The organism is Pseudomonas sp. KBN10P06128, from assembly GCF_037574945.1.
In the GTDB taxonomy this organism is placed as follows: domain Bacteria; phylum Pseudomonadota; class Gammaproteobacteria; order Pseudomonadales; family Pseudomonadaceae; genus Pseudomonas; species Pseudomonas aeruginosa.
Map to the genome: position 1 here is coordinate 113,719 of NZ_JBBELR010000001.1, position 17,716 is coordinate 131,434.

Annotated in this window: 12 protein-coding genes; 3 read left to right on the forward strand and 9 right to left on the reverse strand. The window is 69.9% G+C overall.

Annotation, left to right across the window (positions count from 1 at the left end; genetic code table 11):
• The first annotated feature begins 24 nt into the window (after positions 1 to 24).
• The 3 genes from prlC (at position 25) to VQ065_RS00530 (ending at position 3,489) form a co-directional block, all read left to right on the forward strand.
• Positions 25 to 2,070, forward strand: coding sequence for an oligopeptidase A (gene prlC, locus VQ065_RS00520; protein WP_003083621.1), 2,046 nt, complete (start codon positions 25 to 27; stop codon positions 2,068 to 2,070).
• Positions 2,067 to 2,342, forward strand: a complete 276-nt coding sequence (locus tag VQ065_RS00525) for a YheV family putative zinc ribbon protein (protein WP_003083624.1) — start codon at positions 2,067 to 2,069, stop codon at positions 2,340 to 2,342. Before prlC ends, VQ065_RS00525 begins: the two co-directional genes overlap by 4 nt.
• A gap of 88 nt (positions 2,343 to 2,430) precedes the next feature.
• Complete coding sequence (locus VQ065_RS00530; protein WP_003083628.1) at positions 2,431 to 3,489, forward strand: PA0069 family radical SAM protein; 1,059 nt, start codon at positions 2,431 to 2,433, stop codon at positions 3,487 to 3,489.
• A 229-nt stretch (positions 3,490 to 3,718) separates the two neighbouring features.
• Here VQ065_RS00530 and tagQ read toward each other — a convergent pair whose 3' ends face one another.
• From tagQ to VQ065_RS00575, 9 genes are all read right to left on the reverse strand, one after another.
• Complete coding sequence (gene tagQ, locus VQ065_RS00535; protein WP_003083630.1) at positions 3,719 to 4,633, reverse strand: type VI secretion system-associated lipoprotein TagQ; 915 nt, start codon at positions 4,631 to 4,633, stop codon at positions 3,719 to 3,721.
• A 61-nt stretch (positions 4,634 to 4,694) separates the two neighbouring features.
• A complete protein-coding gene (tagR, locus tag VQ065_RS00540) occupies positions 4,695 to 6,407 on the reverse strand; it encodes a type VI secretion system-associated regulator TagR (protein ID WP_003083632.1) in 1,713 nt (570 codons plus the stop codon).
• Positions 6,400 to 7,599 carry a type IV secretion associated ABC transporter permease TagS gene (gene tagS, locus VQ065_RS00545; RefSeq protein ID WP_003083634.1) on the reverse strand — a complete coding sequence of 400 codons (1,200 nt, stop codon included), beginning with the start codon at positions 7,597 to 7,599 and terminating at the stop codon, positions 6,400 to 6,402. The genes tagR and tagS overlap by 8 nt, the downstream gene beginning before the upstream one ends.
• Positions 7,599 to 8,318 carry a type IV secretion associated ABC transporter ATP-binding protein TagT gene (gene tagT / locus VQ065_RS00550; RefSeq protein ID WP_003136959.1) on the reverse strand — a complete coding sequence of 240 codons (720 nt, stop codon included), beginning with the start codon at positions 8,316 to 8,318 and terminating at the stop codon, positions 7,599 to 7,601. The genes tagS and tagT overlap by 1 nt, the downstream gene beginning before the upstream one ends.
• On the reverse strand, positions 8,315 to 11,413 hold the full coding sequence (ppkA, locus tag VQ065_RS00555) for a serine/threonine protein kinase PpkA (protein WP_014603460.1): 3,099 nt from the start codon (positions 11,411 to 11,413) through the stop codon (positions 8,315 to 8,317). The genes tagT and ppkA overlap by 4 nt, the downstream gene beginning before the upstream one ends.
• A 7-nt stretch (positions 11,414 to 11,420) precedes the next feature.
• Positions 11,421 to 12,149 (reverse strand): serine/threonine phosphatase PppA, encoded by a 729-nt coding sequence (gene pppA, locus VQ065_RS00560; protein WP_003083639.1) that lies wholly within the window; start codon positions 12,147 to 12,149, stop codon positions 11,421 to 11,423.
• Positions 12,150 to 12,158: 9 nt separating this feature from the next.
• The gene (tagF, locus tag VQ065_RS00565; protein WP_003083642.1) at positions 12,159 to 12,839 is read right to left on the reverse strand and encodes a type VI secretion system-associated protein TagF; all 681 of its coding nucleotides are present in this window, start codon (positions 12,837 to 12,839) and stop codon (positions 12,159 to 12,161) included.
• The gene (gene tssM / locus VQ065_RS00570) at positions 12,836 to 16,369 is read right to left on the reverse strand and encodes a type VI secretion system membrane subunit TssM (RefSeq protein ID WP_003083648.1); all 3,534 of its coding nucleotides are present in this window, start codon (positions 16,367 to 16,369) and stop codon (positions 12,836 to 12,838) included. Before tssM ends, tagF begins: the two co-directional genes overlap by 4 nt.
• Positions 16,366 to 17,715, reverse strand: coding sequence for a DotU family type VI secretion system protein (locus VQ065_RS00575; RefSeq protein ID WP_014603461.1), 1,350 nt, complete (start codon positions 17,713 to 17,715; stop codon positions 16,366 to 16,368). Before VQ065_RS00575 ends, tssM begins: the two co-directional genes overlap by 4 nt.
• Position 17,716 lies beyond the last annotated feature (1 nt).

Below are 17,716 nucleotides of genomic sequence, written 5' to 3' on the forward strand. Positions count from 1 at the left end.
ATTTCCTTAGCCAAGGTTGCCAACGTGAGCGCGAATCCCCTTCTGCAGGCCTACGACCTGCCGCCTTTCTCCTCCATTCGCCCGGAACACGTGAAGCCGGCCATCGAGCGGATCCTCGCCGATAACCGCGCCGCCATCGCCCGCCTGCTGGAAACCCAGCGCGAGCAGCCGACCTGGAAGGGCCTGGTGCTGGCGATGGACGAACTCAACGACCGTCTGGGCGCCGCCTGGAGTCCGGTCAGCCACCTCAACGCGGTGTGCAACAGCGCCGAGCTGCGCGAGGCCTACGAGGCCTGCCTGCCGGAGCTGTCGGCCTACTCCACCGAGCTGGGGCAGAACCGCGCCCTGTTCGAGGCCTACGAGGCGCTGGCGAAGAGCCCCGAGGCGGCCGGCTTCGACGTGGCCCAGAAAACCATCCTCGAACATGCCCTGCGCGACTTCCGCCTGTCCGGCATCGACTTGCCGGCGGACAAGCAGAAGCGCTACGCCGAGGTGCAGTCGCGCCTGTCCGAGCTGGGTAGCCGTTTCTCCAACCAGCTGCTCGACGCCACCCAGGCCTGGACCAAGCATGTCACCGACGAAGCCGCGCTGGCCGGCCTGACCGATTCGGCCAAGGCCCAGATGAAGCAGGCCGCCGAGGCCAAGGGCCTGGACGGCTGGCTGATCAGCCTGGAGTTCCCCAGCTACTACGCGGTGATGACCTATGCCGATGACCGCGCCCTGCGCGAAGAGGTATACGCCGCCTACTGCACCCGCGCCTCCGACCAGGGCCCTAACGCTGGGCAGAACGACAACGGTCCGGTGATGGAAGAGATCCTCGACCTGCGCCAGGAGCTGGCCGGCCTGCTCGGCTTCGCCAACTACGCCGAGCTGTCGCTGGCGACCAAGATGGCCGAGTCCAGCGACCAGGTGCTCAGCTTCCTCCGCGACCTGGCGGTGCGCAGCAAGCCGTTCGCCGCCCGCGACCTGGAGCAGCTGCGCGCCTACGCCGCCGAGCAGGGCTGCACCGAATTGCAGAGCTGGGACGCCGGCTACTACGCCGAGAAACTCCGCGAGGCGCGCTACAGCGTGTCCCAGGAGGCGCTGCGTGCCTACTTCCCGGTGGACAAGGTGCTTTCCGGCCTGTTCGCCATCGTCGAGCGCCTCTACGGCATCCAGATCCGCGAACTGCACGATTTCGAACGCTGGCACGCCGACGTACGCCTGTTCGAGATCCTCGAGAACGGCGAGCACGTCGGCCGCTTCTACTTCGACCTCTATGCCCGCGCCAACAAGCGCGGCGGTGCCTGGATGGACGGCGCCCGCGACCGCCGGCGCGACGCCCAGGGCCGGCTGATCGACCCGGTGGCCTACCTGGTGTGCAACTTCACCCCGGCGGTGAACGGCAAGCCGGCGCTGCTGACCCACGACGAGGTCACTACCCTGTTCCACGAGTTCGGCCATGGCCTGCACCACCTGCTGACCCGCGTCGAGCATGCCGCCGCCTCCGGGATCAACGGGGTGGCCTGGGACGCCGTCGAGCTGCCCAGCCAGTTCATGGAGAACTGGTGCTGGGAGCCGGAAGGCCTGGCGCTGATCTCCGCCCACTACGAGACCGGCGAGGCGCTGCCGCAGGACCTGCTGGAGAAGATGCTGGCGGCGAAGAACTTCCAGTCCGGGATGATGATGGTCCGCCAGCTGGAGTTCTCCCTCTTCGACTTCGAGCTGCACGCCACCCACGGCGACGGCCGTAGCGTGCTGCAGGTGCTCGAGGGCATCCGCGACGAAGTGGCGGTGATGCGTCCGCCGGCGTACAACCGCTTCGCCAACAGCTTCGCGCACATCTTCGCCGGCGGCTACGCGGCCGGTTACTACAGCTACAAGTGGGCCGAGGTGCTGTCCGCCGATGCCTTCTCGCGTTTCGAGGAAGAAGGCGTGTTCAACCCCGATACCGGGCGTGCCTTCCGCGAGGCGATCCTGGCCCGCGGCGGCTCCCGCGAGCCGATGCTGTTGTTCGTCGATTTCCGCGGTCGCGAGCCGTCCATCGACGCCCTGCTGCGTCACTCCGGGCTGGTCGGGGAGGCCGCATGAGCCCGGCGATCACCAGGAAGCGCTTCATCGCCGGGGCGGTCTGCCCGGCGTGCAGCGAACAGGACAAGATCCAGATGTGGGAAGAGGACGGCGTGCCGCACCGCGAATGCGTGGCCTGTGGCTACGCCGACACGCTCAACGCCCAGGGTCAGTCGATCCCGAAGGAGCTGGGTACGCGGGTCAACCAGAACGCGCCGAAGCCGGCCAACCCGAAGGTGCAGTCGGTGCAGTTCTTCCCCAATCCCAAGCTGAAGAAGAAGCCCGACGCCTGACCGCTCGCCGCCGACCGGCGGCGATGGCTGTGGGTCGGGGCCCGGTGCGATACTGTATCCATATACAGTATTTCGCCGGGTTCCCCTCATGAGCGCTCCCCTGCCCCCGCGCGGTCGCGGTACCGCCAGCAACCCCCTCAACCGCTTCGCCCCGACCCACAGCGAGGCCTTCGACGATGGCTGGGAGCAGGACGTGCCGCCGATCCAGCTCACCGAGGTGCGCGAGGAGATCGCCCGCACGGTGATCTCCCGCAACCAGTCGCCGGACCTCCCTTTCGATCGCTCGATCAATCCCTACCGTGGTTGCGAGCATGGCTGCATCTACTGCTATGCGCGGCCCAGCCATGCCTATTGGGACCTTTCGCCGGGGATCGATTTCGAGACCCGGTTGATCGCCAAGAGCAACGTCGCCAGCGCGCTGGAGCAGGAACTGAGCAAGCCCGGCTATCGCTGCGCGCCGATCAACCTGGGTGCCAATACCGACCCCTACCAGCCGCTGGAACGCGAACGCCGCCTGACCCGCCAGGTGCTGGAGGTGCTGCTGCGCTTCCGTCACCCGCTGACCATCGTCACCAAGGGCTCGCTGATCCTTCGCGACCTCGACCTGCTGCGCGAACTGGCGGAGCAGAACCTGGTGGCGGTGATGATCAGCCTGACCACCCTCGACGACGAGCTGAAGCGCATTCTCGAACCGCGCGCGGCGGCGCCCTCGGCGCGACTGCGGGCGATCCGCACGCTCAGCGGCAACGGCATCCCGGTGGGCGTGCTCTGCTCGCCGATGATCCCGATGGTCAACGACATGGAGCTGGAGCGCCTGCTCCAGGCGGCGCGGGACGCCGGCGCGCGCAGCGCCGCGTACATGCTCCTGCGCCTGCCGCGCGAAGTCGGCCCGCTGTTCGAGGAATGGCTGGCGGCGCACTACCCGCAACGCGCCGAGCATGTGATGAGCCTGGTCCGCCAATGCCGTGGCGGCGAGGTCTACGACAGCCGCTTCGGCCACCGCTTTCGCGGCCAGGGACCGTTCGCCGACCTGCTGGCGCAGCGTTTCGCGGTGGCGATGAAGCGCCTCGGGCTGGACCGCCGCGAGGGCTTCGGGCTGGATTGCAGCCGGTTCGCCGTGCCGGGGGCGCAGATGGCGTTGTTCTAGCGTTTTCCCCGCGGCGCAGCATTTCGTATAGGGCGGAGTAGCGGCGGAGCGTGCCGGTGGCGATATCCGCCCTGCGGGAAGAACCGCTGCCGCCGGGAAGCCGGAAACGTCGGAAGCAGCCGTCCCGGCGAACGCTCGCCCTTCAGGTCGGCCGGGTCAGCGCGCCAGGCCCATCAACGAAACGGCGACCCGAAGGTCGCCGTCGCGTTCGTGCTGGTAACGAGGCCGATCAGGCCTTGGCGCAGCTCGGCGGTGCCCAGTCGCCCATGTCCGGGCTGTTGCAGACTTCCTGGATCATGCCTTGGCCCCGGGAGGCCACCTTGTTGCCTTCGCTTTGCGCGTCCTGGGCCTTGCGGATGGTCTGCTCGGTGGCGACCGCTTCCTTCGGCACCTTGGGATTGCTGCCGGTCTTGGGCTTGCTGCCGCCTTTCGTAGTGCTGGCGCGGTTCTCGGCCTCGGCGACCTTGGTCACTTCGGTGCGCGGTACGCCGACCTGCTGCAGGTCTTTCTCGTAGGCCTGGGTGTAGTTGTTGATGTTCTCGCCGGCACGGCCGTTGGCGGCGACCAGCAGGGCGTTGGTCTCCTGCAGGCCGCTGACGATCTCGGCCAGGCGCTTGCGCCCTTCGGCTTCGTTGATCGACTTGTTCTTGCGGCCGTCGAGCAGGGCCTTGAACTGGCTCTGGTAGCAGCTTTGCGCCGACTTGGCGTAGGCCACGCTACGGTTGATCTCGACGGTGCTGCGGTCGACGTCGGTAGCGTAGGAGCCGATGCGCGCGCGGTCGTCGCTGATCTGCTTCTGTTTCTCCATGTAGTAGCCCGCCGCGCCGCCGGCCAGGGCGCCGCCTGCGGCAGCGAGGGCGGCATTGCGGCCGCGGTTCTCGTCGCTGGCCAGGCCGCCGGCCAGGCCGCCCAGCAGGCCGCCGGTGATGGCGCCGGTGATGGCCGAGTTGCGCACCGCGTTATCGGTGCTGCGCAGGTGCGACACCGGCTCGTAGCAGGACGGGTAGTATTCCGCGCGGGTGGTCTGTGCGACCGAGCCGACGCCGCTGCTGGCGCAGCCGCTGAGCAGCACGCCGCTGGCGGTCAACAGGCAGAGCGCGTAGCGCGCCGAGGTGATCAAACGGTTTTCGCTGGGTTGGCTCATTGCATCTCACTCCTGGTTTGATGAACCGCCCGGCTGCCGAGAGGTGCCGGACGGAACTCCTTCAACGCCCGCTGGACGCGAGCAATTCCTTCAATACCGCCTCCGGCTCGGCCCGGTGCTGCTGGCGATAATCTCCGACGTGTTTGACGAACAGGGTCGCGCGCTTGACCAGGCTCTTGCCCAGAACCGGGTTGCGATTGAGTTCTTCCTGGATGCGCTGGAACTGCGCCTGGATCACCGCGTCGGTGTAACGGGTGCCGGTGGCGAGGTTGTCGATGTAGATGGCCAATGCGCCATCGAGGGCGCTGCGCCCGTTGGCGATGGCGCCGGCATAGAGCTGGGCGGTCGCCTGATCCCTGGCTGCCACGGCTTTCTCCCTGTCCTTCTTGAGGTTGGTCAGGCGTATGTTGTAGTTGTTGATCGTCTCGGCGACCAGTGCCGCCGACTGTATCAGGTTTCCGGCGGCCTCTTCGCGCTGCCGGGCGATCAACGAAACGTTACGCTTGAGTTCCTCGTTTATCTGGGCCAACTGCGCCTGCATCTGCGGGTCGCGGGTGGCGGCAATGATTCCGTCCAATTGCTTGGTGGGATCTTGAGCGTCATCGATGGCATCGGTCAATGCCGCTAGTCGGCCTTCCTTCTGCCATTGGGCGAACAGCTCGGGATAGCGCGAGCGCGGCGCGGACAGCGCGCCGATGGCGACGCGGAAACCGGTGGTCTCGTTGCGCTGTTCGCTGCCGTCGGCGGCGAACAGCGGGTATTCGCGGCGCATCCCGGTGAATAGAGTCATCTCGCCTTCGAGATAGTTCCCGCCCTTCACCACGAAACCGCCATATGTGCCCTGCCGGCGTCCGGCGTGGACCAGTTGGAAGGACTCCTGGACCATCTCCGCGGCATTGCCGATCACGTCGAACAGGCCCAGCGGGTTCGGCCGCTTCATCCCTACCGGCAACAGTCGCGCGGCCTGGCCGGTACCGCCGGCGACCTGGTTGTACACCGCCCAGTCGCCCAGCGGGCCTTCCTGGTCGCTGCCCTCGACCTTGCGCGGGAACAGCCGGCCTTCCAGTTCCTGGCGGCTGACCGCCTGGCCGCCGCGCGCGGCGAACTCCCACTCGACCTCGGTGGGCAGGCGGACGAAGCCGATGCCGCCGTCCTCGGGATTCTTGCCGCGGCCGCTGACCGGCAGCAGATCCGGGTGGTTCTTCAGCAGCCAGGCGCTGTACACCGCGCCGAAGCGTTCGGCGTCGAAGCGCGAGAGGTCGACCTTGGGCAGCCGCGCGGCCATCCCGCCCGGCACGTCGCAGGCCGGCGCTTCGCCCTGGCCGGAGAGCGCGGCCGCCTGGCTCATCACTGCGGCGTACTGGCGGGCGGTCACCTCGTACTTGCCGATGAAGTACAGCATCGGCTTCAGCGGGGTGCCGGCGGCAGGCTTCGGCAGGCTGGCGGAGAGCTTCTGCTGCCAGGCCGGTGCCAGGTCGGCGAGGCTGAACTGGCCGTTCACGTAGTCGCGCCGGTAGCCGGAGATGAACGACTGCTGGTAGCCCGCCTCGCCTTCGTTGAAGGCGTAGCCGAGGTTGACCTCGCGATCGTCGAGGGCGCCTTCGGCGAGTACGTAGACATGCCGGAAGACCATCTCGCCGCCACACGGCAGCGGCAGGGCGACGTCGTCGGCCAGCGGCTTGGGATTGTCCGGCGAGTCGCCTTCGGCCCAGGCCGGCGCGGCAAATGCCAGGCAGGCGCCGAGGGCGAGCGGAAGAATGGCTTTCTCAAACATCGCGTAATCCCTCTGCGGCTTCGATCCGCGCCGCGCGCCAGCCGCCGCTGGCGGCGGCCAGGACGCTGCACAGCAGCGTGGCGAGCAGCGCCGTCAGGTAGTGGCTGGGCAGCAGGCGGCAGACGAACTCGCCGCTCTGGTTGTCGAACAGGTGGTTCAGCGCGCCGGCCGTGGCGGCGTACAGCAGCCCGGCGAGGAACAGGCCGAAGACGGCGCTGAACAGCGCCAGGAGCATGACGAAGCCGACCAGCGCGGCGGTCGGGAAGCCCAGCAGACGCAGCACCGCCAGGGCGCGGCGCTTGCGTTCGACGGCGGCCAGGCTGCTGGCGGCGATGGCCGCGAAGGCACCGCCGATGGCCAGCGCGGCGACGATCCAGAACACCAGGCCGAGGTTGCGGCTGAGGCTGCGCACCTGGGCGATGGCCTCGGCCTGGGTGGCGACTTCCACGCCACTCGCGACGAAGTGCCGGCGCAGCCCTTCCACCGCATCGAGGTCGCGGGCGTACAGGCGGAAGCCCGGGTAGATGCGTGCGCGCGGGGTCTCGCCGGCCTTCCCCGGCCAGCCGTAGGCGGCCACCGCGCGACCGTCGCGATAGTCCTCGGCGGCTTCCAGCAGGGCCAGCGGGGCGAACAGCGCGTCGCGGGCGAAACGCTCCTGCGGCAGCACCGCGAGCACTTCCAGCTCCAGGCGCTGGCTCTGTGCCTGGCCATCCATGCGCCGGCCGATGCGCGCGACGATGCGCTCGCCAGGCTGGGCGCCGAGTTTTTCCGCGGCGCCGTGGCTGAGCACCACGCGGGTCGGCCGGTCGGGTTGCGGCAGGCCGGCCAGCAGCGGGTCGCCAGCGGCGCTGGGAATCATCTCGACGCTCAGGGCGGTCTCGCCGCCGCCGCTGAGGTCGGCGGTGGCGGCGATCTGCCGGGTGCGCGGCACGGCGAAGGCGACGTCCGCGCGTGCGGCCAGGGCGGCGATGTCCTCGGCACGGTAGCGGGCGCCGCCGACCGGAATGATCTCGCGCACAGAAGGCGCGCGCTCCAGCCGCTCGGTGAGGGTGCTGACCAGGCCGTACTTGAGGCCGAACAGCACCAGCAGCGGGGTGATCACCGCCGCCAGGGCGAAGATCGCGCAGAGCGACAGGCGCGCCTCGCCGCGATAGTCGGCCCAGGCCAGCGAGAGCAGCAGGCCGGCGCGCATCAGCCGACGTCCTCGAGGCAGGCGCCGACGCTGTCGTCGGCCTCGCGTTGCCAGCGGATGGCCAGGACTTCGAGTCCGGCGGCGCGGGCCAGGCGCTCGTCGTGGGTGGCGACCACGGTGCAGGCGCCGCGCTCGCGGGCCTGTTCCACCAGCAGGCGCATCACCCGTTCGGCGTTCAGCGGGTCGAGCGCCGCGGTCGGCTCGTCGGCCAGCAACAGGCGCGGCGCATGCGCCAGGGCGCGGGCGATGGCGACCCGCTGGCGCTGGCCGACCGACAGCGCCGCCGGTTTCTTGTCCAGCTGGTCGCCGATTTCCAGCCGCTCGGCCAGCGCCTGCACGCGCTCGGCGGACGGGGCGCCGAGCAATGCGCAGGGCAGTCCGATGTTGCGCCGCACATCGAGGAACTCGAGCAACCCGCCGCTTTGCAGCACGTAGCCGCAGTGCTGCCGGCGCAGCGCCGCCAAGCGGTCCTGGCGGCCGTCGCGCCAGAGCGCGGCGATGTCCTGTGGGCGTTCCCCGGCGAGGAATTCGAAGCGCCCGCCCGGGTCCGGCGCCAGGGCCAGCGCCAGCAGGTCGAGCAGGGTGCTCTTGCCGCAGCCGCTGGGGCCGACGATGGCCAGCTGGCGACCCGCGCGCAATTCCAGCGCCGGCACCCGCAGGCGGTAGCGCTGGCGACCGGCGCCGTGGCTGCGGGCGACCTCGTGCAGGCGCAGGATCATGGCAGCGTCGACAGCGGCACGCGGTACAGCGCGTCGCCGGCGTCGGCGTCGCCGAACCGGACCCAGTTGGCGACGTCGTTGTGGAAGGTTTCGTAGAGGCGGATCTTCGACTCCAGTTCGTCGATGAAGTCCTGCTGCTCGGCGACGCTCAGCGACAGCCAGAGGTCCTGGGTCATGTTCAGCGACTTGCTGCGGTACGGCAGGCCTTCCAGGTATTCGCCGAGCACGCCGCTCTGCGCCAGGTTGCTGCCCTTCACCAGTTGCGCCGGGTCGCGGCTCATGTAGGCGCTGGCGCTGGCGATTTCCTGGAAGAAGTCCTTGGGCGAGGTCTGGGTGCGCTTGGCCGCGTCGACGATCAGTTTCAGCGACTGTTGCAGTTCGTTGAGTTGCAGCTTGCTCAGCAGCACGCAGACCTGGAACGCCGGCAGCGCCGGGTTGGTCAGGTCACGGTCGGCGGTCCAGGCGGTGACGACCTGCGGCGCGCGCACCGGGTCGCGGCGACCGAGGAATTCCATCTGCATGGCGTAGCCGATGGCCGCCGACTTGCTCGCCACGCTTGGCGCGGCGTCGAAGCGCGGCGCCTGCGGCTTGCGGTTGCCGGCGTCGTGGACCAGGTCGGCGAACACCGTGCCGATCTCCTTCACCGTGTTGCCGAAGGCGTTCACCTCGCCGCCGGCCACCGGGATGTAGAGGTCGGCGATCTTCGGGTTGGCGTCGGCGGTGAGGCTGCGGTACTGCTGCTCGGCGTAGCCGTGGTTGTTCTTCCCGGCCGGGGTGCGCAGGTGCAGCGCATAGATCTTCACGCCCTTGCGCAGCGCCGCCTGGCGGACCTCGGCCTCGTTCATCTGGGTGCGCCCGAGCGGGTCGTTCTTGCGCAGCGCGCCGGCGTCGGTGACCAGCAGCACCACGCGCCCGGCGTAGGGCGACCAGTCCATTTCGTCGACCGCCTGCATGATCCCGGCGAAGGCGTCTTCGTTGAACGAGTGGCTGGAGACGTCGGTGGCGCGCACCTGGCTGCTCAACTCGGCGAAGCGCTGCGCGTCGTTGCCCGGTTGCAGCGGCACCAGGGTCTTGCTGACGTATTCCAGGCCGGGGGTCTTGTCGGTGTTGTTGCGGAAGCCGACCAGGCCGAAGCTGACCTTGTCCAGGTCGCCGCGCTCGCCGATCTGCCGCTGCAGGCCGTCGATCACCTCGCGCACGCGGTCGATGTAGGGCTGCATCGACACCGAGGTGTCCACCACCAGGACGATGCCGGTGCGGAAGGTGTCGCTCGCCGCGCCGCTGGCGCCGCCCCGCCCGGCCTGGCCCGGCGCCTGGGGTGCCGTGGCGCTGCCGCCGGGGTCGATCGAAGCGACCTCCAGCAACTGCGCCGGCTGGCCGTCGGCGTCGAAGCTCTCCTTCGAGTCGAAGATCGGCAGCAGGTAGAACTGGTCCTGGGGGATCGCCCGGTCGTTGGGCTCGACCGCGACCACCTGCGGATCGCCCTTGTGGTCCACCGCCTGGGTCAGGGTGTCGCGCGCCGCGCGGGTATCGCCGAGCAGGCGTTCGACCTGCTCGGCGCTGTTGAGGAACATCACCGGCGCGCGGCCGGAGCGTTCGGTGAACTTCAGCACCAGGCTCTGCTTCCAGTCGCTCACCGCGCTGGCCGGCAGCCAGCCGTCGCCCTCGCCGTTGCTGGAGGCGCCGACGCGCAGCCAGGGGCTGCCGCCGACCTGCTTGCGGGCGTACACGTAGAGCACCGAGAAGGCCGGCACCGCGCCGGCCCGGGGCGGGCCGCCAGCCTCGGCGGAGATGGCCGCGCCGGGTTTGGTCAGGACGCGCTGGAACAGCGTCTTCTTGCCTGGCATCAGCAGCGGACGCTCGCCGCCGTCCTGTTCGGCATCGGCCACCGGGGTCTGCTGCTGCGGCTTGTCCGCCGGCGTCTGTCCCAGCGGCGCTGGATCGGCAGCGCTCGGCGCGTCGCCCGAGCCCAGCAGCCACCAGGCGCCGCCGCCGATCGCCAGGAGCACGGCGGCCGCGGCGGCGGCGATCAACGGCGTGCGGCTGCCGCCGGCACGTGGCTTCGCCGGCGGCAACGGAGGCGGCGGGGGCGATGGCGGTTTCGCCGCTTGCGACGGCGGAGGCGGAGGCGGCGTGGCGCCGCCGGCGCTGGGCGTGACCGGCGGCAACTGGATCGACACCGGTTGCAGGCCGCCGAGGTCGGCGGGCGGCAGGGGCGCGGGTTCGGCCGGCGGCGGGTTGCTCGCTCGCGGCGAGCCCTGCGGCGTCGCCAGCGGACGGATCTGGGTGGCTTCCAGGGCGCTCGGCGCCAGGCGGTCGAGGGCGGCGATCAACGCGCCGGCGGTGGGGAAGCGCTCGGCCGGGTCCTTGGCCAGCAACTGGCGCAGGATGTCCTGGTAGCGGCCCTGCTCGATCGGCAGTTCCGGCAGCGGCTCGGTGAGGTGGGCCAGGGCGGTGGAGAGCGAGTCCTTGCCGTTGTAGGGCAGCTTGCCGGTGAGGATCTCGTAGAGCACCACGCCCAGCGCGTAGAGGTCGGCGCGGCCGTCGATCTCCTGCCCGCGGGCCTGCTCCGGGCTCATGTAGCTGGGGGTGCCGACGGCGAAGCCGACCTGGGTGAACTGGGTATTGTCCTCGATCGACTTGGCGATGCCGAAGTCCGAGAGCACCGCGGTGCCGTCGGCGCGGAACAGGATATTGGCCGGCTTCACGTCTCGATGCACCAGGCCCTGGGAGTGCGCGTAGCCGAGCGCGGCGGCCACCTGCCGTACGTAGACCAGGCCCAGCTCGGGATCGAGGCCCTGCTGGATGCGCTCCTTGAGCGTGCCGTTGGGCAGGTATTCCATGGCCATGTAGTAGCAACTGCCGACGTTGCCGATGTCGTGGATGGTCACCGTGTTCGGGTGCGACAGCCGCGCCAGGGTCCGACCTTCGCGCAGGAAGCGTTCGGCGAAGCTCGGGTCGGCGGCCAGCGCCGCGGCCATCACCTTCAGCGCCACCTTGCGCTGCAGCGAGCGCTGGGTGGCCAGGTAGACCGTGGCCATGGCGCCTTCGCCCAGCTCGCGTTCGATGTCGAATCCCGGAAGTTCTATGTCCATGTCCGTCTCAGAAGGCCCTGACCACCAGGGCCGTGATGTTGTCCGGGGCGCCGCGGGTCAGGCCCAGGTGGACCAGGCTGCGGACCACCGCATAGGGATCGCTGTGGCTGAGCACGTCGCGCAGTTCGCTGTCGTCGGCGGTCTTGTTGAGGCCGTCGCTGCAGAGCAGGAAGCTGTCGCCGGGCAGCACGTGCAGCGCGGCTTCCGACAGTTCCAGTTGCTCGTGCACGCCGACCGCGCGGGTGACCACGTTGGCGCGCGGATGGTGGCGCGCCTCTTCCTCGCTGATCAATGCGTTGTCGAGCAGCTCCTGGACGTAGCTGTGGTCCCGCGAGATGGCTTCCAGCACGCCGCCGCGCAGGCGGTACAGGCGGCTGTCGCCGGCCCACAGGCAGCTCGCCTGGTTGCCGCGCGCGGCGAGCAGTACCAGGGTGCTGCCCATCACGCTGACGCCACGCAGGCCGGCCTCCTGGCGAACCCGCTCGTTGACCTGGGCGAGGCCGGTGCGCAACGCGCCGACGTAGGCCGGTAGCGAGGAGGCCGCCGGGATGCGCCGCAGGGTATCGACGATCAGGCTGCTGACGAAGTCGCCGGCGGCGTGGCCGCCCATGCCGTCGGCGACCACCCAGAGTCCCGACTCGGGGGCGTCGAGACTGGCGTCTTCGTTGACCTTGCGGACCATGCCGACGTGGCTGTAGCTGGCCGACCTGTAGTAGCTGACTGAGTTGGGCACCATCAGTTGTCCTTAACCGGGTATGCCGGGAAAGAGCGGGATCACCTCGCCCTCTCCGGTGAGGAATCGTCCGAACGCCGGCGCCGGCGGCAGGCCCTGGTAGCGCATCAGGCCGGCGGAGATCCGTGCCGAGCCGCGTCCCCACCAGTGGCTGGCGCCGTCGCAGGCATGCTGGGCCAGCGCGGCGAGGCGCTGCGCCGGGGTCACCGCTTCGCTGCGCAGCAGGTTGCCGCTGATCAGCGATTGTTCGATGCGCGGTCCGCAGGGAGGGGCCGGGAGCTGCGCCACCGCCTGCTCGAAGGCCTCGACCTCGGCCTCCGGTTCGAGGGTGGAGAGCAGCAGGCTCTCGACCTGCTCGAACCAGCCGTCGTCGCCGCCGACCAGCCCGCCGAGGTCGGCGTTCGCCGGCAGCAGGCAGGCGACGGTCAGCGGGAAATAGCGACCGACCCGGTCGATGCTCGGCATCACCACCCCGGCCACCGCTTCGCCGCCGAGCAGGCCGGGGGCGATGGCGAAGCGCCACAGCGGGCTGGTCAGGTAGGCGTCGAGCCAGGCCGCGCCGAGTTCGTCCTGGCTGGCGCGCATGCCGCTGGCCAGCCAGGCGTCCCAGGGTTCGACGAAGGTGTTCGGCAGGCCGCGGCTGACGAAATCGCCGCGGCCGGCCAGCTTGCCGTAGAAACCGACGCTGTTCAAAGGCGCTCCGGGAGGCTGAAGCCGGACACGACCCGGCTCTTGAAGGGGTTGAAGGCGCTGCTGGCGCGCAGCTCGCAGGCGATGCTGGAGCCGTCGATGCGCAGCCGCAGGGTGAAGCGGTCCGGCGAGTTGCCGCGTTCCAGGTCCGACTGGTCGAGCAGGCGGAACCAGGCCCAGGGGCCCTCCAGGGTCAGGCCGGAACGGCCGCTGCTGGGCGGCGGCGTCACCGTCAGGCGGACCACGCCGAGGCCGTTGGCGCTCGGCCACTGCATCGCCACCGGGCGGCTGGGGCCGTGGTCGTAGGTCAGCTGCTGGCCGTCGAGGTCGAGGATGAACTGGCTGATCGCCGCGTCCATGGTCACCGGCTTGAGTTCGAAGCGCACCGCCGGCTGCATGCCGCCGGAGCGGAAGAAGGCGTCGCGGATCGCTGCCGCGCGCTGGAAGGTGTGCAGCACGCCGGGGTTGATGCCGAGCTTCTGCGCCGCGCCGGGCTGCCAGCGCCAGGTGCTGGCGGAGGTGTCGACGTAGGGTTGCAGGTACTGGCGGAAGTAGCTGTCCATCACCCCACCGGCACCGAAGAAGTGGCCGAAGTCTTCCAGGGTGGCGTCGCGCGAGCTGCCGGCGGCGATCGGGTAGCGCCCGGCCAGGGACTGCCGGTAGACGCTGACCACGTCGCTGATCCAGGCCGCGTTGAGCTGGTTGCGCACGCTGCCCATCATGCTGCTGGTGGTGGAGTTGACCACGTTCTTCACCAGTCCCTGGACCACCGGCGGCTGGCGCTCGGCGCTGAGGGCAACGCGCGAGGCGGCGGCTGCCACCTGGTTCTTGGCGTCGCCGAGCAGCGAGTCGCCGCTGGCTCCGGCCATGGCGCTGACCTGTACGTAGAGCGCGTTCATGTCCTCCAGCAGGCTGTCGATCGGCGCCGGCTCGTTGCCGCCCTCGCCCTTGCTGACCAGGCTGTTGAGTTCGGCGAAGTGGGCGCTGATCGGGTCGCTGTCGGCCTGCTGCGGCTGTTCGCGGGCGCCTTGCTCCTCCTCCTGGCCGACCAGCGAGCCGAGGCGCTGCTTGAGCTTGTCCACGGTGCCGTCGGCGGCCTTCTTCACTTGCGCGGCGACCAGCCGGTCGCCCTTCTGCAGGTCGGTCTCGCGGGCCACCGCCTCGAGCAGCTTGCGGAACGGCGAGGTCGGCCCGGAGAGAATGCGCAGCACGTCGGCGGCCTGGGTGACGTTGGTGATCGGCACCACGGTGAGGTCGGCGAGCAGGTCGTCCCATTGCCGCAGGTAGTCCTGGAAGTACAGGCGACGCACGTCGAGGGCCAGGTTGGCGGCATCGCCGGCATCGTTCAGGTCGCGCCCGAGCACCCACTGTTCCTCGGCGATGGTGCCGGCCTGGCTGAGGCTGGCGGTGAGGAACACCTCGCGATAGCCGCGGTAGGTGAAGAAGCCGCTGAGCGGGTCGGTGAGCGGCTTGCCGCTCTTGCGCGCGAACACCAGCGGCGCGTCGCGGCCGGCGGCGTCGCTGATGCGGAAGTCGGGCACGTCCTTGGGCAGCCTCTGCCGCTTGACCCGGTCGTAGACCCGCTGCGCCACCGGCAGTTGCTGCAACTGGCGGCGCAGGTCCTCGACCAGGTCCTGGTCCAGGCGCGCCGACGGCGGCCGTCGTTCGAGCAACGCGTCGAGGTGCGCGTGCAGCGCCTGGCGCTGTTCCGGCGAGAGGTCGCGCGGCAGGTTGCGTTCCCAGTCGAGGCTGATCCAGGCCTTGATGAAGTCGGCGTCGTAATGGTCCGGGCTGCCGAGCATCAGGTAGGCCTTCAGGCCCTCGTAGAGGAAATCGCTGCTGCCGCCGGAGCGCAACTGTTCCTCGATGCGGGTCACCAGGCGCGGGGCGAACACCGCGATCAGCAGCTTGCGGTAGACGCTGGCGGACTCCTCGCCGAGCATGTCGCCCTGGTACAGCCCGTAGCCTTCGGCCCAGCTCGGCGCGTCGCCGGCGAGATTCTGCACCGCGTTGAGCTGTGGCAGTACGGCCAGGACGTCGCGCTGGGCCGGGCTCAGCGACTCGATGCCGCGCGCCAGCGGGTCGACGCGCTGGTCGACCGCGGCGATGTAGCTCTGGTTGGCGCGGTAGCTGGCGATCCATACCGCCGTCACCGCCAGCACCACCAGCGCGGTGGCGCTCAGCGCGCCGATGGTCAGCCACTTGCGGCGGCGCTCGACCTTCGGGTTGGTGCCGACCAGGCCGCGTTCGCCGAACGCCACTTCGCGGAACAGCCGCTCGATGAAGTAGCTGCGCCCGGTTCCGGTCTGCCGCGCCAGGTGCTGGCGGTCGAGGTTCATCGACTGCGCCATGCTGCCGATCAGGCGGTCGATCGGACTGCCTTCCTGGGTTCCGCTGGTGAAGTACAGGCCGCGCAACAGCGGGCGTTCCTCGTAGGGGTTGGGCTTGAACACGCCGTTGAGGAACTCGCCGAGGCATTCGCGCAGGGCGGCGAATTGCTGCGGGAAGCCGTAGACCAGGTCGCGCCGCGCCGGGTCGCGCTCCTGCTGCAGGCGTTCCACCAGGCGCGCGGTGAGACGCTGTTCGAGCAGGGCGAATTCGCTGTCGAACACCGCCAGCGGGCCTTCCGCGCTCTTGCCGTCGTCGAGGGCGAAGGTCATCCCCCAGACCTGCGCGCGTTCCTCGCGGTTCAGGCTGTCGAAGAACTCCATGAAGCCCGGCACCAGGTCGAACTTGGTCAGCATCACGTAGATCGGGAAGCGCACCCCGAGCTGCTGGTACAGCTCCTGGATGCGTGCGCGGATCGCCTGGGCATGGGCGGCGCGCTCGGCGTCGCTGCCCAGCAGCAGGTCGGAAAGGCTGATGGCGATGAACGCGCCATCGATGGGGCGGCGCTTGCGCTGGGTCTTGAGTAGGTCGAGGAAGCCCAGCCAGGCGGCCTTGTCCACCTGGGCGTGGCTGTCCTGGGTGGTATAGCGGCCGGCGGTGTCCAGCAGCACCGCTTCGTCGGTGAACCACCAGTCGCAGTTGCGCGTGCCGCCGACCCCGCGGATCGCCCCGGCGCCCATCTGTGCGGCGAGCGGGAAGTCCAGGCCGGAATTCATCAGCGCGGTGGTCTTGCCCGAACCGGGCGGGCCGATGATCACGTACCAGGGCAACTCGTACAGGTTGCGCCGCTCGCTGCCGCCCAGCTTGGCCCGCTTGAGCAGGGCCAGGGCCTCGTCCATGCGTTGCTTGAGGGTCGCCAGCTCTTCGGCGGTGGCGACGCTGGCGGCGTCCGGCGCGCTGACCTCGGCGAGACTCTGCATGACCTTCGCCGCGTTGCGCCGGGCCTGCACGATGCGCAGCACGCGGAAGCCGATCCAGACCAGGAACAGCAGGACGATCAGCACCCAGCGGCTGGTCGCCGAGGCCAACGGTTCGTAGTTGCCCAGGCGCAGCAGCGGGCCGAGGAACCAGATGATCAGGCTCAGGGCGAGCAGGCCGAGCACCGGCACCACCCAGCGCGCGAAGAAGTTGAGGAAGCCTTTCATTGCGCGCCCTCCGCGAATACGGTGATTTCCACCCGGCGGTTGCGTGCGCGGCCTTCGGCGCTGGCATTGGTCGCCACCGGCTCGGTGTCGCTGCGCCCTTCGGCGGTGAAGCGGCCGGCGTCGCCGGTGGTCGCGCCGAGCAGGTCGGCGACCTCCTGGGCGCGGGCCTGGGACAGTTTCCAGTTGGACGGGTAGCGCAGCGTGGCGATCGGCCGGTTGTCGCTATGGCCGGTGACCAGCACCTGGCCCTTGACCTTGCGCAGGGCGTCGGCGATGCGCAGCAGCAGCGGCTGGAACTCGTCGCGCACGCTGGCGCTGGCGCTGGCGAACAGCTCGTCGCCGCGGATGGTCACCACCGAGCGGTCGACGGCGTCCTCCACCGCCACTCGCTGGGCCTTGATGTCGTCGGCGAGGAAGCGCGCCAGGCGTGGCCGTTCGATCACCCGCGGCTGCACCGCCGGGCGGTCGATGGCCTGCACCGGGATCTCGCCGATGGCGTGGATGCGCTTGAACACCGGCTCGGCGTCGGCGGCCAGCTTCATCCGCAGGCCGAATAGCAAGGCCAGCAGCAAGGCCAGGCCGATGGCGATACCGACCCACGGCGGCAGGTATTGCGAAAGGCGGTCGCGCATCACGCTGAGGCCGCGCCAGTGCGGCGACAGTTCGTGCTCGTACTCGCCGCGGGTGCTGCGGATCACCGCCGCGGTGCGCTCGCGCAGCGCCTCCAGTTGGCTGCGGCCGTCGTGCATGACCCGGTAGCGGCCTTCGAAGCCGAGGCTGGTGCACAGGTACAGCAGCTCCAGCAGGTGCAGGCGCTGGTGCGGGTTCTGCAGGCAGTGTTCGAGCAACTGGAAGACCTTCTCGCCGCCCCAGGCCTCGTTGTGCAGGGTGATCAGCAGGCTCTGCTTGCCCCAGTCGCTGGTGCTGCCCCACGGCGTGCTGAGCACCGCTTCGTCGAGGGCGGTGCAGAGCACGTAGCGCGCCAGCATCACTTCGTCCGGCGCCACGCCGGCCTGGCGTGCCTTCTCCTCGAACTGGCGCAGGTAGCCGAGCAGTTGCGCGCGCAGGCTGGCCGGCGCCGGATGGGCGATGGTGTTGCGCAGGCGGGTGAGCATCGCCAGCAGTGGGCCGGCGGCCTGCTCCAGCGGGTTGAGGCCGTCGCCGCGGCCGCTCAGCGGCGCCAGGCTGGCCATCGGCGGCGGCGTGTAGGGATCGCCGCCACGGGGGCCGGCGGCCGGTTCCGGGGCGCGGCCGCCGGGACGCGGCATGATCATGGTGCGGTCGTCGGGCGGGCTTCCGTTGCCGCCGCCGGCCGGGGTGCCGAAGGGATCGTCGATGGGAGGCATC

Coding starts and splice junctions, on each gene's coding strand:
- tagS (WP_003083634.1), bottom strand. CDS start 7,599: ATGCGCGCCGGCCTGCTGCTCTCGCTGGCCTGGGCCGACTATCGCGGC.
- VQ065_RS00525 (WP_003083624.1), top strand. CDS start 2,067: ATGAGCCCGGCGATCACCAGGAAGCGCTTCATCGCCGGGGCGGTCTGC.
- tagR (WP_003083632.1), bottom strand. CDS start 6,407: ATGTTTGAGAAAGCCATTCTTCCGCTCGCCCTCGGCGCCTGCCTGGCA.
- ppkA (WP_014603460.1), bottom strand. CDS start 11,413: ATGGACATAGAACTTCCGGGATTCGACATCGAACGCGAGCTGGGCGAA.
- VQ065_RS00575 (WP_014603461.1), bottom strand. CDS start 17,715: ATGCCTCCCATCGACGATCCCTTCGGCACCCCGGCCGGCGGCGGCAAC.
- VQ065_RS00530 (WP_003083628.1), top strand. CDS start 2,431: ATGAGCGCTCCCCTGCCCCCGCGCGGTCGCGGTACCGCCAGCAACCCC.
- tagQ (WP_003083630.1), bottom strand. CDS start 4,633: ATGAGCCAACCCAGCGAAAACCGTTTGATCACCTCGGCGCGCTACGCG.
- tagT (WP_003136959.1), bottom strand. CDS start 8,318: ATGATCCTGCGCCTGCACGAGGTCGCCCGCAGCCACGGCGCCGGTCGC.
- pppA (WP_003083639.1), bottom strand. CDS start 12,149: ATGGTGCCCAACTCAGTCAGCTACTACAGGTCGGCCAGCTACAGCCAC.
- tssM (WP_003083648.1), bottom strand. CDS start 16,369: ATGAAAGGCTTCCTCAACTTCTTCGCGCGCTGGGTGGTGCCGGTGCTC.